The sequence below is a fragment of the Xanthomonas cucurbitae genome, assembly GCF_002939885.1.
Classification (GTDB): Bacteria; Pseudomonadota; Gammaproteobacteria; order Xanthomonadales; family Xanthomonadaceae; genus Xanthomonas; species Xanthomonas cucurbitae.
On the sequence record NZ_MDED01000016.1, the window covers coordinates 14,704 to 30,171 of the forward strand.

13 protein-coding genes are annotated in these 15,468 nt (G+C 67.1%); 3 read left to right on the forward strand and 10 right to left on the reverse strand.

Going from position 1 to position 15,468, the window contains the following annotated elements; all coding sequences use genetic code 11:
- Nucleotides 1-68: 68 nt before the first annotated feature.
- Nucleotides 69-1,868, reverse strand: a complete 1,800-nt coding sequence (locus tag XcuCFBP2542_RS10095) for a DUF885 domain-containing protein (RefSeq protein WP_104603447.1) — start codon at nucleotides 1,866-1,868, stop codon at nucleotides 69-71.
- A 607-nt stretch (nucleotides 1,869-2,475) separates the two neighbouring features.
- On the reverse strand, nucleotides 2,476-3,114 hold the full coding sequence (gene rsmG, locus XcuCFBP2542_RS10100) for a 16S rRNA (guanine(527)-N(7))-methyltransferase RsmG (protein WP_104603448.1): 639 nt from the start codon (nucleotides 3,112-3,114) through the stop codon (nucleotides 2,476-2,478).
- Between the two features lie 237 nt (nucleotides 3,115-3,351).
- Here rsmG and XcuCFBP2542_RS10105 point away from each other — a divergent pair, with 237 nt between their 5' ends.
- Nucleotides 3,352-4,980 carry an alkaline phosphatase D family protein gene (locus tag XcuCFBP2542_RS10105; protein WP_104603449.1) on the forward strand — a complete coding sequence of 543 codons (1,629 nt, stop codon included), beginning with the start codon at nucleotides 3,352-3,354 and terminating at the stop codon, nucleotides 4,978-4,980.
- A gap of 96 nt (nucleotides 4,981-5,076) precedes the next feature.
- On the opposite strand, the gene XcuCFBP2542_RS10110 is transcribed toward XcuCFBP2542_RS10105, so the two are convergent.
- Nucleotides 5,077-5,667 carry a 4'-phosphopantetheinyl transferase family protein gene (locus XcuCFBP2542_RS10110; protein ID WP_425478019.1) on the reverse strand — a complete coding sequence of 197 codons (591 nt, stop codon included), beginning with the start codon at nucleotides 5,665-5,667 and terminating at the stop codon, nucleotides 5,077-5,079.
- Between the two features lie 132 nt (nucleotides 5,668-5,799).
- Between XcuCFBP2542_RS10110 and XcuCFBP2542_RS10115 the strand changes: the two genes are divergently transcribed.
- Nucleotides 5,800-6,051: a GlsB/YeaQ/YmgE family stress response membrane protein gene (locus tag XcuCFBP2542_RS10115; RefSeq protein ID WP_104603451.1), complete on the forward strand. Its 252-nt coding sequence runs from the start codon at nucleotides 5,800-5,802 to the stop codon at nucleotides 6,049-6,051.
- Between the two features lie 70 nt (nucleotides 6,052-6,121).
- Here the strand turns inward: XcuCFBP2542_RS10115 and XcuCFBP2542_RS10120 are convergent, their stop codons facing one another.
- Genes XcuCFBP2542_RS10120 through XcuCFBP2542_RS10135 form a run of 4 tightly spaced genes read right to left on the reverse strand, consistent with a single transcriptional unit; the run spans nucleotide 6,122 to nucleotide 11,308 of the window.
- The gene (locus XcuCFBP2542_RS10120; protein ID WP_104603452.1) at nucleotides 6,122-6,559 is read right to left on the reverse strand and encodes a GFA family protein; all 438 of its coding nucleotides are present in this window, start codon (nucleotides 6,557-6,559) and stop codon (nucleotides 6,122-6,124) included.
- Complete coding sequence (gene xth, locus XcuCFBP2542_RS10125; RefSeq protein WP_104603453.1) at nucleotides 6,556-7,335, reverse strand: exodeoxyribonuclease III; 780 nt, start codon at nucleotides 7,333-7,335, stop codon at nucleotides 6,556-6,558. Before xth ends, XcuCFBP2542_RS10120 begins: the two co-directional genes overlap by 4 nt.
- 51 nt (nucleotides 7,336-7,386) lie before the next feature.
- Nucleotides 7,387-8,643 (reverse strand): phosphodiester glycosidase family protein, encoded by a 1,257-nt coding sequence (locus XcuCFBP2542_RS10130; protein WP_104603454.1) that lies wholly within the window; start codon nucleotides 8,641-8,643, stop codon nucleotides 7,387-7,389.
- A complete protein-coding gene (locus XcuCFBP2542_RS10135) occupies nucleotides 8,633-11,308 on the reverse strand; it encodes a TonB-dependent receptor (RefSeq protein ID WP_104603455.1) in 2,676 nt (891 codons plus the stop codon). Before XcuCFBP2542_RS10135 ends, XcuCFBP2542_RS10130 begins: the two co-directional genes overlap by 11 nt.
- 113 nt (nucleotides 11,309-11,421) lie before the next feature.
- On the opposite strand from XcuCFBP2542_RS10135, the gene XcuCFBP2542_RS10140 reads away from it, so the two are divergent.
- Complete coding sequence (locus XcuCFBP2542_RS10140; protein ID WP_104603456.1) at nucleotides 11,422-12,567, forward strand: ROK family transcriptional regulator; 1,146 nt, start codon at nucleotides 11,422-11,424, stop codon at nucleotides 12,565-12,567.
- Nucleotides 12,568-12,579: 12 nt separating this feature from the next.
- Here XcuCFBP2542_RS10140 and XcuCFBP2542_RS10145 read toward each other — a convergent pair whose 3' ends face one another.
- The 3 genes from XcuCFBP2542_RS10145 to XcuCFBP2542_RS10155 all read right to left on the reverse strand — a co-directional run bounded on the left by XcuCFBP2542_RS10145 (nucleotide 12,580) and on the right by XcuCFBP2542_RS10155 (nucleotide 15,362).
- On the reverse strand, nucleotides 12,580-13,350 hold the full coding sequence (locus XcuCFBP2542_RS10145; RefSeq protein WP_425478020.1) for a hypothetical protein: 771 nt from the start codon (nucleotides 13,348-13,350) through the stop codon (nucleotides 12,580-12,582).
- Nucleotides 13,351-13,383: 33 nt separating this feature from the next.
- Entirely contained in the window at nucleotides 13,384-14,256 is an 873-nt protein-coding gene (locus tag XcuCFBP2542_RS10150) for a peptidylprolyl isomerase (protein WP_249027638.1), read from the reverse strand.
- Nucleotides 14,257-14,351: 95 nt separating this feature from the next.
- Nucleotides 14,352-15,362 (reverse strand): glycerophosphodiester phosphodiesterase family protein, encoded by a 1,011-nt coding sequence (locus XcuCFBP2542_RS10155; RefSeq protein WP_208800560.1) that lies wholly within the window; start codon nucleotides 15,360-15,362, stop codon nucleotides 14,352-14,354.
- Between the last annotated feature and the right edge of the window lie 106 nt (nucleotides 15,363-15,468).

Here is a 15,468-nt window from a genome sequence, read left to right on the forward strand (position 1 = left end):
GCCATCCGGAGCGATCCGGGCACAGCGAGCCGCGCATTATGCGTGGCAATTGCTTGTGCTGCAAGCACTTAGAGCGGCCGAGGCTTGACCGGCCGCGCCTTGCTCTCGGCGATAAACGCGCGCACCTGCTGCTCCAGCACCGGCAGCGTGACCGAGCCCTGGCGCAGCACCACATCGTGGAAGGCCTTGATGTCGAAGCGATCGCCCAGCGCCTTCTCGGCTTCGGCGCGCAGCTTGACGATGCTGATCTCGCCCAGCTTATAGCTCAGCGCCTGGCCGGGCCAGGAGATGTAGCGGTCCACTTCGGTAGTGACTTCGTGCTCGCTGAGCGCGGTGCGATCACGCAGATACGCCAGCGCCTGTTCGCGGGTCCAGCCGTCGTGGTGCACGCCGGTATCGATCACCAGCCGGCAGGCGCGCCACATTTCGTAGGTGAGCCGGCCGAACTCTTCGTACGGGGTCTCGTAGATGCCCATCTCCTGGCCGAGCTTCTCTGTGTACAGCGCCCAGCCTTCGCCATAGGCAGAGATATAGTTCTCGCGGCGGAACGCCGGCTGCTCGCCCTGCTCCAGCGCCAGCGAGCCCTGTAGCGAATGGCCGGGCGAGGACTCGTGCAAGGTCAGCGCCGGCAGGTTGTACAGCGGCCGCGACGGCAGGTTGTAGGTGTTGACCCAGTAGGTCGTCGCGCCACCGCGGCCGGCGGTCCAGAACGGGGCGATGTCGTCGGGCACCGGCTTGATGGTGAAGCGCCCGCGCGGCAGCGTTCCGATGAACTTGCCCACCTGCCCGTCCACGCGCTTGGAAATCCACGCGGCGCGATCGAGCAACTCCTGCGGGGTCTTGACGTAGAACTGCGGGTCGGTGCGCAGGAAGGTCAGGAACTGCGCGAACGTGCCCTTGAAACCCACCTGTTTGATGATCGCGTTCATCTGGGCCTGGATGCGCGCCACCTCGTCCAGGCCGATCTGGTGGATCTGTTCGGGCGTCAATTCCAGCGTGGTGTATTCGCGGATCTGCTGGCGATAGAACGCCTTGCCATCGGGCAGCGCTTCGGCGGCCAGGGTGGTGCGCGCCCTGGGCATGTAGTCGTTGCGAAAGAAGGTCAGCAGCCTGGCGTAGGCCGGCAAGACTGCGCCACTCAATGTGGCCTTGGCCTGCGCGCGCAGCTGCGCCTGCTCGGCGGCGGGAATCTGCGCCGGCAGCTGCTTGAACGGTGCATAGAACGGCGATGCGGTGGGGTCCTTGACCTCGGCCACGCTGGCGATGGAGACATCGCGCCCGGCCAGCACTGCGCGCGGCACGCTGAAGCCGCGCGCCAGGCCGTTGCGCATGTTGGCGATCTGCTGGTCGAAGTAACGCGGCACATCGTTCAAGCGTGCGATGTAGGCGCGGTACTCGGCCGCGCTGCGCATCGGCCGCTGCGCCATGAAGCCGAGGTTGGACCAGAACGAACTATCCGAATTGAACGGCATCTCGTAGGCGCGCAGGCGCACTTCGGCGGCCAGGTTCTCCACTTGTGGGCGGTAGATGGCAAAGTTGATCTGGTTGGCCGGCGAGAGCTGCCTGGGGTCGATGCCGTCGAGCTGCTTGAGCACGCCGTCCCACACCGCCAGGCGCGCCTGTTGCGCAGCCGGGCCGACGTCGGGCAGATGGGTATTGTCGCCGGTGGTATCGGTGTCTTCATCGGCCTGGCCGGTCTCGGCCTGCCGCCACGCCCATTCTTTTTCGTAGATCGCACGGAAGCGCGCATCGGCGGGTGCTTCGGCGCTCAGCGTGGCCGGAGCCGGCGGCGTGGCAGCCTGGGTCGTGGCGGCGAGCGAGCTGCCCAACAGGGCGAGCGCGAGGGCGGTAGCGAGCGGAGAGGTCACGTGCGGAAAGCCTGATCTGGAGCGAACGCCCGATCATCGCAGCTCACGCGTGAGCAGCCATGGGCCGGAAGTCCCAACGTGGGCGATGGATGGAGTGTCGGCGACGGCCCCCATCCGCCCTGCGGGCACCTTCCCCCGCAGGCGGGGGAAGGGACCTGGCAAGTTGTCGAGAGCGGTGCTTGCCCCCTCTCCCGCCTGCGGGTAAGGGCAGCTGAAGACCGCCACGCTCAGCCCTTGCGCACCACCAGATGCCGCTCGCCATCCACGCCGGGCACCTGCAATCGGCGACGGCCCCCATCCGCCCTGCGGGCACCTTCCCCTGCAGGCGGGGGGAGGAGTTGCCGGGCTTGTCGAGAGCGGTGCTTGCTCCCTCTCCCGCCTGCGGGTAAGGGCAGCTGAAGACCGCCACGCTCAGCCCTTGCGCACCATCAGATGCCGCTCGCCATCCACGCCGGGCACCTGCAATCGGCGACGGCCCCCATCCGCCCTGCGGGCACCTTTCCCTGCAGGCGGGGGAAGGGACCTGGCGGGTTGTCGAGAGCCGTGCTTGCCCCCTCTCCCGCCTGCGGGAGAGGGTTGGGGTGAGGGCAGCTGAAGACCGACCCGCTCAGCCCTTGCGCACCACCACCAGATGCCGCTCGCCCTCCAGGCCGGGCACCTGTAATGGGTGCACCTCGCGCATTGTCCAGCCGTCGGGCAATGCGGCAATTTCCTCGTGCGGGTACACGCCCTTCATCGCCAGCAGGCTGCCGCCGGGGCGCAGCAGGTGGCCGCCGACGGCGATGATGCCGGCCAGGGTGTCCAGCGCGCGCGCGGTGAGGTGGTCGTAGGTGGCCGGCTCGTCCAGGGCTTCGGCGCGCGATTCGGCCACGCGGGCGTTGCGCAGTTCCAGGTGACGCAAGGCCTCGCGCATGAAGCGCGCCTTCTTGCCGTTGCTTTCCACCAGCGTCACCTGCAGCTGCGGGCGGGTGATCGCCAACGGGATGCCGGGCAGGCCCGGCCCGGTGCCCAGGTCGGCCAGGGTGCCGCTGACGATGTAGGACTGCATGGCTAGCGAATCGAGCAGATGGCGGGTGACCATCTCGCGCGGGTCGCGCACGGCGGTGAGGTTGTAGGTCTTGTTCCAGCGCACCAGCAGGGCCAGGTAACGCAGCAGCGGAGCGGCAAATGCCGCATCCAGGGATTGGGCCTGCAGGCCGCGTTCGAGCGCGGCGGAAACATCGGGGGCGAGTGCGGCATCGTTCATGGCGCGATTATCGCAGCTGGGCAGGCGGGCAGGCGCGCGCCGTGGATGGCAATGCGGCCACGCATGACATGGTTGCTGCGGCAAGGCATTCGCCCACCGCGCAACTGCCGGGCTGTGGCACGGCGCGCGCTGCTGAACGCCGCCGCAGCGCAGAGGCCACAGGTGTCACAGGTGACACCAAACCGACACGTCACCGATGCAGCATGCTCGCGTCCGCTAGCCTGCCTGCCGTTGTCCATGCCCCTGATCGACCCGCCTTCCGCCCTACGCTCCCCTGATTCCGACCCCACCAACGCGGCGCTGGATCGCAGCCGTCGGCGCCTGCTCATCGCCGGCGCGAGTCTGGCGGGCGCGGGGCTGCTCAGTCCGTTTGCACGCGCCAGCGGCAATGCCGACCCCTTTACGCTGGGCGTGGCCGCCGGCGACCCGCTGGCCGATGGCTTCGTCCTCTGGACGCGGCTGGCCCCGCGCCCGCTGGACCCGGACGGCCGCGGCGGGCTGCATGCCGCAGTGCCGGTGCGCTGGCAGGTGGCCAGCGACCCGGGCATGCGCCGCATCGTGCGCCAGGGCGAGACCGTCGCCAGCCCGGTGTGGGGCCACGCGGTGCACGTGGAGCTCACTGGGCTGGCCGCCGATCGTCCGTACTGGTATTGCTTCCAGGCGCTGGGCGCGCGCAGCCCGATCGGCAGCGCGCGCACCTTGCCGGCAGCGCATCAGCTGCCGGAGACGGCGCGCTTCGGCTTCGTGTCCTGCTCGCACTGGGAACTGGGGTATTTCAGTGCCTACCGCCACCTGGCCGCCGAGCAGCCGGATCTGGTGTTCTTCCTGGGCGACTACATCTACGAATACAGCTACCACGGCGAGGCGGCGAACAAGGTCGTGCGCCCGCACGGCAGCGGTGAATGCCTGGACCTGGCCGGCTACCGCAACCGCTATGCGCTCTACCGCACCGACCCGGACCTGCAGGCGCTGCATGCCGGCAGTGCCTGCGTGGCGACCTGGGACGACCACGAGGTGCAGAACGACTACGCCAACCGCTGGTCGCAGGATCCAGCGATTCCGGTGGACACCTTCCTGGCCCGGCGCGCTGCCGCCTACCGCGCCTTCTACGAACATTTCCCGCTGCGCGCGCGGCACCGCCCGCAGGGCGCGGACATGCGCATCTACCGCTCGCTGGATTACGGCCAGCTGGCGCGCTTCTACGTGCTGGATGGCCGGCAGTACCGCAGCGAACAACCCTGCCCACAGGCCAATGGCTGGCGCGGTGGCCATGTGGTGGACGACAGCTGCCGCGAACGCACCGACCCGCGCCGCACGATGCTCGGCCAGGAACAGGAACGCTGGCTGCATGCCGGCTTTGCGCAGTCGCCTGCGCGCTGGAACGTGATTGCGCAGGATCTGCTGGTGGCACCGATGCGGCAAACCGGCCGCGATGGCGTACTCGGGCACTGGACCGATGGCTGGGACGGTTACCCGGCCACGCGCACCCGCATGCTCGATGCGATGGCGACAACCCGCTTGCGCAACCCGGTGTTCTGGGGCGGCGACATCCATTCGTACTGGGTCACCGACCTGAAGGCCGATCCGGCCGACGACGCCTCACCGACGCTGGCCACCGAATTCGTCGGCACCTCGATCACCTCCGACGGGCAGAGCAATACCGAACTGCACCAGACCATGGCCCTCAACCCGCATGTGCATTACGTGGATGGCGAAACCCGTGGCTATGTCTCGGTGACGCTGACGGCGGGCCAGATGGAAACGCGCCTGCAGGGCATTTCCGACCGGCGCGACCGCAACGCGACGGTGTCGACCAGCAAACGCTTCCTGGTCGAGGACGGCAGGCCGGGCGCGGTGGAAGCGTAATTGACTGGCGGCACACGTTCAGCACGTCCGGCAAGGGCAGCGGACCGAGCTGGACCAGGGCGTGAGGGTCGGCACCTGTGTCGATGGCGCGCCGCTTCACGCGGCGGTGTGCGGGTAGAACGCCAGCGCGGCGTGGCAGTCCGGTGCCGCCCACCATTCGTGCAACTGCCAGTGCGCCGCCTGGCCCAGCGCCGGGTCGCACCACTGCAACTGCAGTGCGCCATCGACCGCCAATGCGTACGCCAGCCGATGCAGCCCGAACGACAGCCCATGCCCGTGCGCCTTGAGCAAGGCCTCCTTGGCGCACCACAGGCGAAAGAACAACGCCTGCTGGGCGTCCGGCGCCAGGTGACGCAGCAATGCGAGTTCGTCGGGGTGGAAGAAGCGCTGCGCGATGTCCAGCAGGCGCGGCCGCGCGCGGATCCGTTCCAGGTCCACGCCCAGCTGCACGCCCTGCCCCAATCCCACCAACAGATGCTCGCCGCTGTGGCTCCAACCGGTGTCCCAACCCGGCAAGGCCGGCTGCAGGGTCGGGCGCCCGCGCGCATCGCGCAGCACGGGCACCTGCGTCGGATCCAGGCCAAGCGCGTGACCGAGCAGTTGCCGCGCCTGCGGCTCGCCTCGCTCGCCCTGGCGGTGCGGTCGCAGCCACAGCTGCACCGGGCCGTGCTGCCAGGTCGGCAGCATCGTCACCTGGCGCCGACCAAACCGAACGCACGGCCATCGCCTTCGGCGCGCTCGACGGCTGCTTCACGGCCGGCTGCGTCCAATGGCGCATATGCACCGCGTCCGGTGCGAACGAACGAGGAGAGCGGCACCATGGGCATCATCATCTGGTTGATCATCGGCGGCATCGTGGGTTGGCTGGCCAGCCTCATCATGCGGCGCGATGCGCAGCAGGGCATCATTCTCAATGTGGTGGTCGGCATCGTCGGCGCGATGATCGCCGGCTGGTTGTTCGGCGGCGGCATCAACCAGGCCATCACGCTGATGACCTTCGTCTGGTCGCTGGTGGGTGCGGTGCTCCTGCTGGCCATCGTCAACCTGTTCACGCGCGGCCGGGTGCGCTGAGGCGACTGCACCACGCGTGCTGTACGCAACGCCCGGGCCTGCCCGGGCGTTGTGGTTTCAGCGCAGCCCTTCAATCGTGCGCCGCTATGCGATCGGCCGGATGGTTCACGCCATCTTCCACCGGCACCGCAATGCTCAACGCATACGGGTTGACCCCGTCCAGGCAGCCGACGTTGTAGCCGAATTCGTCGGGATTGGAGCGGCGCCGATGATGGGTGTAGATCCCGCACACGCCGCAGAAATAATGCGCGGCGGTCTGCGTGTTGAACTGATACAGGCGCAACACGTCCTGGCCCTGCAACACGTGCAGGCCATCGAGCGTGACCGAGGCGACCACCGCGCCGCGTCGGCGGCACATCGAGCAATCGCAGCGGCGTGGATCCAGCAGGCCGTGCGGCAGGTCCAGATCGATCTGCACCGCACCGCAGTGGCAGCTCAGCCGGTGCACCGGTCCCAGCGTGACCTCGCCGATCTTGTGGGTGCTGCGACGCAGATGCCGTTCGCTCATGCACCGGACTCCGCCAGCCGCACCCACGCCGGTGCGTGGTCGCTGGGGCGCTCCCAGGTGCGTGGTTCGCGATCGATGCCCGATTCCAGCGCACGCGTGCGCAGCGCCTCCGACACCAGGGTCAAATCGATCCGCAACCCCAGGTTGCGGCGAAAGCCGGCCTGGCGGTAATCCCACCAGCTGAACTGCCCGGCGTCTTCGTGATGCAGCCGGAATGCATCGTGCAACCCCAGCGCCAGCAGTTGTTCCAGGGCAGCGCGCTCGGCGCTGGAGGTCAGGATATGGTGTTCGTTCCACACCGCCGGGTCATGCACGTCGCGCGCATCCGGGGCGATGTTGAAGTCGCCCAGCACCACCAGCTGCGGATACCGCTGCAGCTCCTGCGCAATCCACTCCCGCGCGGCCTGCAGCCAGCGCAGCTTGTAGGCGTATTTCTCGGTGCCCACGTCCTGGCCGTTGACCACGTAGAGATTGATGATGCGCACGCCATCGACGGTGGCGGCGATGACGCGTTGCTGCACATCGTCGAAGCCGGGGATGCCCATCTGCACCTCCAGCGCCGGCGAGCGTGACACGATCGCCACGCCGTTGTAGGTCTTCTGCCCGCAGAACACGCTGCGGTAGCCGAGCGCAGCCAGTGTCGCATCCGGAAACTTGTGGTCTTCCAGCTTGGTTTCCTGGATGCCCACCACGTCCGGCGCGAAGTCGGTGAGCCACTGTTGCAGGTGTGGCAGGCGCACGTTGAGCGAGTTGACGTTCCAGGAGGCAATCTTCATGGCGGAGGCCGTGGTTCAAACCGCCATGGTACCGCGCCACCCTGCCCCCCCTCAGCGCTGGGCGGCGATGCGCACCCCGAGCTGGTTGGCCACCGGACGTTCGCGCCCCGGAATGCCGGTGTGGATGGGGCGATTGAGCGTGCGTACGCGCCCGTCCACGCGCGCGGCCAGGGTGCTGGAACCGCCACCGTCGAGATTGATCGCCGCCACTGCGCCGAGCTGTTCCAGGACCGCCGTCAGCGCGTCCAGCGTGATGCCGGCGCTGTAGCCGGGTTGGCGGCCGTCGGCCACCACCATCCACAGCGTCTTGCCGGTGCGGTCCAGGGCCAGCGCACTGCGTGGCTCCGGGCCGTCGTAGTAGGCGGCGCGGCTGGCTTCGCGTGGCTGGCGCTGGCCGTCGAGCAGCAGCAGCGGGCCGGCACCGACGCCCAGGCGCGTGTCCTGCGCGCAGCTACCACGCACGATACGCGCGATGTTGTGCGTGCTCACGCAGAAGGCGGCATTGACACGCGCATCGGTGGTGGCGGCAGCCGAGTCGAGATGACCATTGTCGATCGCCAGCCCTTCGGCGGTGACGCCCTGCCCTGCCACCGGCACGAAGGCCTGGTCGAACAGATGGCCGCCGTCGAAGGGCAAAAAGTAGTCGGCATTGATCGCCAGCGCCAATCCGGCATCGCGCACGAACGTGGTGGTGGGCGTGGCGAGAAATTCGCCACCGCCACGGCGTTGGCCGGGCGTGCCCACCAGCTGCAGACCCGGCGTGCTCAGGTCGATCCGGGCGATATGCAGCATCACCGGCGCAGCGCCGGCAATGGCCTGCCGCCAGTAGCGCACGCCCGGTGCCAGGGTGACCGGCGCAGCCGGCGCCGGCACCGCTTGCACTAACGGCTCGATGACCACGCGCGCACGCGCGTTGGCGCGATCCAGGGCCGCCAGCACCACCTCGATGCGCGCCGGCGGCGTGCGCAACAGCAGCTGCTGCGCAGGCGCACGCTGCAGCACCTGCGCCAGGTCGGCGCAGCGCGCGCCGTTGCAGGGCTGTGCATCGATGCCAACGCGGGCCGGGCCATCGGCATCGTCGGGCACCTGCAAGGCGATGCGATTGTGCTCGGCCGGTTTGCAGGTGCTCACGGCTGCCAGTACGTCGTCAGGCCAGCGGCCCCAGCAATCGCCGCTGACAAGGGTCTGCATCGGCGTGAACTGCGCCGCCGCTGTTGGCGCCGTCACTTGCTCGGCGCTTGCAGCCCCGGTGGAGACGAGCATCAGCAGGAGCAGGCGCGCCGCGCTGCGGCGGCGATCAGAACGCATAGTCCACTCCCAGGTAATAGGCACGGCCGTTGTCCAGTTGCTCGCGCATCAGTTGCTGGTCGGCACCGATCACGCGGGTCAGCCGCGCATTGCTCACGTTACGGCCCTGCATGGTGAGGCGCAGTTGCTTGTTGAAGCGCCACGCCAGCTGCGCGTCGTAGCTGGTGATGGCGTCGTAGTAGCGGTCGTTGACACGGTTGTCGGTAGCAGCGGAGAGCAATTGCAGACCGGTGTAGTTGGCGCTGAGGCGCGCACTGAACGGGCCGATGTCGTACAGCAGCGAGGCATTGGCGCTGCGCTTGGGCGATTCCATCAGGCCGGGCAGTGCTCGCAGGCTGCCATCGCTCATCTGCACCTGGGCGGTGCGCGGGTCCAGCAGGGTGAGGTTGGCCATCGCACCCAGGTGCGACCAGGCGCCAGGCAGGAAGTCGAAGCGCGTGTCGATGGCGGTGAATTCCACACCCTGCACGGTAGCCGCGCCGGTATTGATCGCCTGGGTGGTGGTGACCTCGTAGGTGCCCACCAGCCCGCCGGGATCGCGTTCGGTATCGGTGCTGGTCAGGCGCACGATCTCGTTGTCGATGCGCTTGTGGAACAGCGCCACCGACAGCTGCGAGTCCTGATCCGGGTACCACTCCAACGACAGGTCCAGATTGTCCGATCGACGCGGGCGCAGCTGCGGATTGGCGATGCTGCGGTTGATGGTCAACCCGGTGATATCCACCACCGGGCTGCTGTTCTGGCCGATATCGCCGTAGGTGGGCAAGCCAACCGTGCGGCTGCCGGCCAGGCGCAGTTTCAAGGCAGGAGTGATATCCCAGCCAAGGTTGGCCGATGGCAACAGAAAGCGGCGATCGCTGTCATCGGATTGCTGCACGTAGTTGGTGGTGCTGCTCAGTGGTTGCGGTACCGCGCTGCGCACCTGCCGCTGCAGGTATTCGTTGCGCAGGCCCAGCGTGGCCTGGGTGCGCTCGCCATGCCAGGTGCCCATCACGTAGGCCGCGCCGCTGCGTTCGTCGATACGGAAATCGCTGATGGCGCTGTTACGCGCATTGGTGGTGGCCAGCACATAGGCGCCCGGCGATGCGGCAGCGAACGCGGCAACCCGTGCCGGGTCCACCAACAGCAGGCAGCTGAAATCGGCATACGGGCAGATGCGTGCGTCGTCGGTGCCCACCGTGGCCAGGCTCACCCGGCCAGCCGGATTCAGGCGTGTTTCGTCCAGGTTGTAGCGCTGCTGCAGGTCGCGATAGTGCAGCCCGGTGCGCAGCCCCCAGCCCTGCGCGTCGGCGTCGGCGTTCTGGCTGTAGTCGACGTTGAAGGTGGTGGTATCGGTGCTGCTGTTCTCCACACGCGTCAGGAAGTAGGACTGCAGATAGTTGGCCGGGTTGGCGTAGTAGCCGGGGTCGGCCAGGGTGATGGTCGGCCGTGTGTCATCGCTCAGTGCGTAGCCGAATCCCAGCCGTGTGGATGCGGCTGCGGTGAAGACATCTTCGCGCGTGTCCTGCCGATAGCTCCCGTTGGCACGGTTGAGCAGCACATCGATATGGCCGTCCTGGTTGAGGCGGAAGCTGCCGCCCAGTTGTGCGTAACGCAGCGTGCGGGTCTGGTCGAAGCGGTTGGCGTCGGTCTGCGCACTGCCCTGCGCATAGCGGCCGTCGTCGGCGTCGGCCAGCTGTGCATTGCCGACCCGGTTGATCCATTGCGAGCGGCGTTGTTCGTCGTTGCTGTGCTCGAACCAGCCGGCGCTCAAGGCCAGTTTCATCACCTGCCCATCGTCGTATTCCAGCTTGCCGAACACGCTGCGGCGCTGGCGTAGATTGTCGTAGCTGAGCGGGCGAAACCGGTCCGGGGCGATCGCCATGCCGTCGGTGTCCAGGCCCGGGGTCAGGTTCTGGCGAACGCCGTTGGCGTAGTAGCTGTAGCTGTCGATGGCGGTGTTCAACGACGACGAATCGCGGCGGAAGTAGTCGGCCGACAGCACCACCCCGAAGCGGTTGTCCGGGCCGAAGGTGTCGCTGAAAGTGCCCTGCACCTGGCCCGATGGCGTACTGCCCTGCAGATGCCGGCGGTTTTCCCAATCGGCCACGTTCGCCCGCACGCTGGCGAAGGGACCATCGTGATCGAACGCGCTGCGCGTGCGCAGCGAGGCGATGCCGCCGATGGCATTACTGTCCATGTCGGCATTGAAGGTCTTGTAGATGTCCACCTGCTGCGCGAGCGAGGCGGGGATAACATCCAGCGACTGCACGCGCCGGCTGGTTTCGGTGGACGGCAGCGCCACGCCGTCGATCAGCACCGTGTTGTAGTCGGGGTTGAAGCCACGCAGGCTCATGAACTGTGCTTCACCCCGCCCGTTGTTGACCACCATCGATACGCCCGGCACGCGCTGCAGCGCCTCGCCCAGGCCGAAGTCCGGGATCGAGCCGATATCGTCGGCAGCCACGCCATCGGACACCACTGCCGCCTCGCGCTTGGCGCCGATGGCCTGGCGGATCGACAGGTGCTGGCCGGACACCTGCACCGCATCCAGCTGCACCGGAGTGTCGCCTGGGGGACCGCTCGGGCCAGGGCCAGGCCCTGTGGCATGGGCGCTCAGACTGATACCGACGCCGAGCGCCAGCAGACAGAAGCGAGGAGACGGGCGGGTGCGGAAACGGGCCATGGGCTGGACGGCGAGAGGTGAGAAGGCTAATTTAATAACACACTGTGAATTAATTATTGCAATCTTCAGCTGCGTAAGCTTGACGATCCCGTCGTGCACCTCCCCGTTCAGCCATGCCGTCCACCGCTACCTTCGCCTTGCCGCCCCGTGCACCCGCCCCTCCCGATCTGAGCCTCAACGAGCGCGACATGCTCGAGCGCCTGCGGCTGCATGGGGTGCTGACCCGCGCCGACCTGAGCCGCGGCACCGGGCTGACGGTGCAGACCGCCGTGCGCCTGATCGACGGCCTGCACGCGCGTGGCATGGTGCAGATGGGCAGCAGCGTGGTGCGGGCCGGACGCGGCAAGCCAGGCGTGGCGGTGTCGTTGAACCCCGGGCATGGCCACACGCTGGGCATCTCCATCGCCACCGATGCGCTGAACCTGGCGCTGGTGGATTTTTCCGGCGCGGTGCTGGCGCTCAGCGAGACCGCACTGACCGATACCACCTTGCACGGTGTGCTGGCGCAATTGCAGGCCGCCGACGCCGCGCTGCTGGCGCGTGTCGACGCGGCAGGCCCACGCCTGGGTGTCGGGGTGGCCGTGAGCGGGTTCTTCACCGGCGTGGATGCCTTCATCAACCCGCCCGAGCCACTGCGTGCGCTCGGCCAGATCGCGCTCTGTCCGTGGCTGGCCGACGCACTTGCGCAGCCGGTGTGGATGGACAACGACGGCAGCGTGGCCGCGGCCGGCGAAGCCATGCTGGGGCTGGGCCGGACCTACCGCGACTTCGCCTACCTCTACCTTAGCTACGGCTTCGGCGGTGGCCTGGTCGTCGATGGCCAGGTGATGCGCGGTGCGCGCGGCAATGCGGGTGAATTCGCCGGCATGCTGCCCGCGCAAAAACTCGAGCGCGCCACGCTGGAACTGCTGCGCGAACTCCTGGCCGAGGACGGGATCGTCCTAGCGGACGTGCGTGCACTGCTGGCCGCCTACGACCCGACATGGCCGGCGATCGAGCGCTGGATCGCGCGCAGCGCGCCAGGGGTGTCCTTGATCGTTTCGGCGATCACCGCCGTCTGCGACCCGGAAGCGATCGTCTTCGGCGGGCGCCTGCCAAGGGATCTGGCGCAACGGCTGATCGCTGCGGTGCAGATCGACAACCAGCCGCGTCGCGGCCAAGGCCGCCCGCTGCCGGCGCTACTGCCCGCCGAAGCACCGGCCAATGCGTGCGCGATCGGCGCGGCCACCTTGCCGTTGAAAGCGCTGTATTTCCGATAAGCCCGGCGCTGCTCAGCCAGCACCGCCGTGTGCACGGCAGCAATATCCGAACAACTCCACTGCCAAACTGCGCGCTTGTTGCTGCTGTTGTGGAGGCAGCGACTCCACTATTTCATCTTCGGCCTCCAGCGGTGCCGCCAGATCCGGCGTCCGGGTCGGTGGCTGACGCGAAGCCAGCCGCCAGGCGGCCGCATAGACCGGGTCGGGCGCATGCAGCAGCGGTGACTCCACCACCTGCGCCAGGGTCTCGATGGCATCGCGGTCGCCCGACAGCGCGAGCAACTCCAGGTCTTTCACCAGAGCGTCTACTTCGCGCTCATCGGCGGACGACAACCTCGCCTGCGTCCCGGCGGGCGCCTCGGCGACGGCGCGCTGCATCACTTGCGCTGCGCGTTGCGCCAACAGATACCGCTTGGCGTCCGTGTCGCCCTGCGCGGCGGCCGTACGCAACATCGCCTCGATCTGCAATGGCGTGCCTGCCGTGCACCCATCCCGCCCCGGTTGCATGGCTGTGGCCACCACCCCTCGGGCGATCTGCGCGGCCTGCTCTTGCTGACGTTCGCGGCAGGCCAGTTGTTGTATCGCCGCATCGAACAACCGCTGCGGCACGGTGTGCGACTTCCGTCGCGAGGACGCCGCCGACGTCTGCGTGGGTGTGGCCTTGCCCCTCTGCGATGGAGACGACTGCGGCACGGGCGACGAGCAAGCGCTGCACGCCAGCAGCATGATCGTTGCAATCACTCCAGCGCCTGATCTGTGCGGGGAGTGATCCCGGACGCGCATCGGTTGTGCATCCCTTGGCATCTGTTCTGCCGGTTACCGCAGCGCGGCTTCCAACGCAACATGATCGACGCTCAGCGGGTTGGCCTGACGCAGTTGGGCCAACGTCGTTGCAGCCGCCTGGTCACGCAGTTGCACGTCGATCTGCCCCGCTGCACTGTCCAAGGTGGCTGGTCGCCGCGCATCGAGACGAATCAGGTGGTATCCCTCCGGGCCGCGCACCGGCGCAGAGACCTCCCCCTCGCCCAATCCCTGCACTGGCGCGACGAAGGCATCGGCAAGGTTGCGCTGGAAGATGGGCGATAGCTCGCCGCCTTCGGCGGCCGTGCTGCCATCATCGGACTCGCGCATGGCCAGTTCCGCGAATGGCACGCCAGCGTCCAGCTGCTGCTTGAGGTGCTGCGCCCGTGCCAGTGCCTGTGCATCGTTCAACGGTGTGCCACCTCGCGCATCACCCTGTGGTTGCAGGGCCACGAACAGATGCCGCAGATGCACCTCGTCATAATCATGCGGGTGCGCATCGAACTGCGCCTTGATCTGTGCGGCATCGATCTTGGCAGTATCACGTGCACGGGTCTGTACTGCTTTGGCCAGGATGGCATCGGTGGCCTGACGAATGCGCGCTGCCACCACAGGATCGTCCTGGAGATGCTCACGCTGGGCTTCTTGCACCAGTAACAGACGATCGGCAAATTCCCGCACGAACGCAGGATCGGCAGCGGTGGCAGGGTTGATTTCCTTGGGCAGATCGGCCAGCGCAAGCGCACGATATTCCTGCGCGTTGAGCGATTGCGGACCGATCTGCATGACCGTGCCGGAGGTCGTGATGGCCGCAGCATCTGCACGCAGACACGCTGTGTAAATGAGCGCCACCGCAAGTGCACTCAGGGCAAGACGAATGGAAGACACGTAGCGAAACTCCCTTGGATAGAACCGACGGCGGCAAACGCCACCGTCGGGGCGCCGGCCGAGCGGGCCGACGCCGATCGGATCAGACGATGCAATCAGTCGTGCTTGCCGCGCGCGCGCAGATACGCCATGGCCGTCTTCGGATCGTCAGTGGTAATCAGCCCGAAGGCTTCCTGCCGGACGATGAAGTCGAGGTCTCCGCGGTTATCAGCCGTGTCGCGACCGCCGGCATAGGAAAAATACAGATCCGACAAGGCGTAACAGCAGGCACCACTGTTCTGATAGAACTTGCCGGGCGACGGGCCGTCCGGAATGGCCTGGAACACGCCCACGCGATAGTCACGCTCGTGAATGAAGTCGGCATCGCTCTGCAACAAGCCGCCGAGTTGCTTGACGTTGATTTCCATCGTCTGCCTACCGGTATCCATCCACGCCCCGATGGTCTGGCGCACATTGATCTTGCCAAGCATGTTGGTGGTGAATACCGGGATGCCCACCATCCCGTTACCGTCTGCGCGATAGGCGTCACGGCTGGCGTAGAGCGTTGCTTTGACTTTGGCGGCGACATAGCTGCCGGCGAGTTCGCCGAACGCACCGTTAGCGGCGTTGCGCACTGCCCGCACCGTTGCCGCGTCCTTGATGTCGAAGACCATCGGCGTGCGCAGGTTGTGTTGCTTGTAATAGGCGAACAGCTCATCGACGCGCGGCACGTGATAGCCGGTTGTGGCGCGGCGGTCGGGAGTCAGCAAGAACAACTGGCTGACCTGGGACCAAGGTGTGACCAGGATCGACGGATTGACACCCTGGTTGGTGATCGGGTCGTATTTGACGCCCGGATGCTGCTGCCACACCGTCGTGGTACGGCCGAGGTTGTAGTCGTGCAACAGCACAGGCACGCCATCGCTGGTGAGCTTAACGTCCAGTTCGACGCCGTCCATGCACTGGTCATTGGCGACCTGCAACGAACCACGCGAGTTTTCGGGCATGTCGGCAATGCCCGCATACTTTCCCCATAAACCACGGTGGGCGAGAACAACCGTATTTGAGCCGCCGTTGAACAGGATGGCACGCATCTTGGCGTCCGCAGAGTCACTGCAGGAAGCCATTGCCCATTGCGGTAACGCCGCCAGGGCGACAAGCGCACCCATAAGCCGGCATGCGCGTGCAAGCGGATGAATCACAGATGAGGCAGTCATTTTGATGATCCGAAGA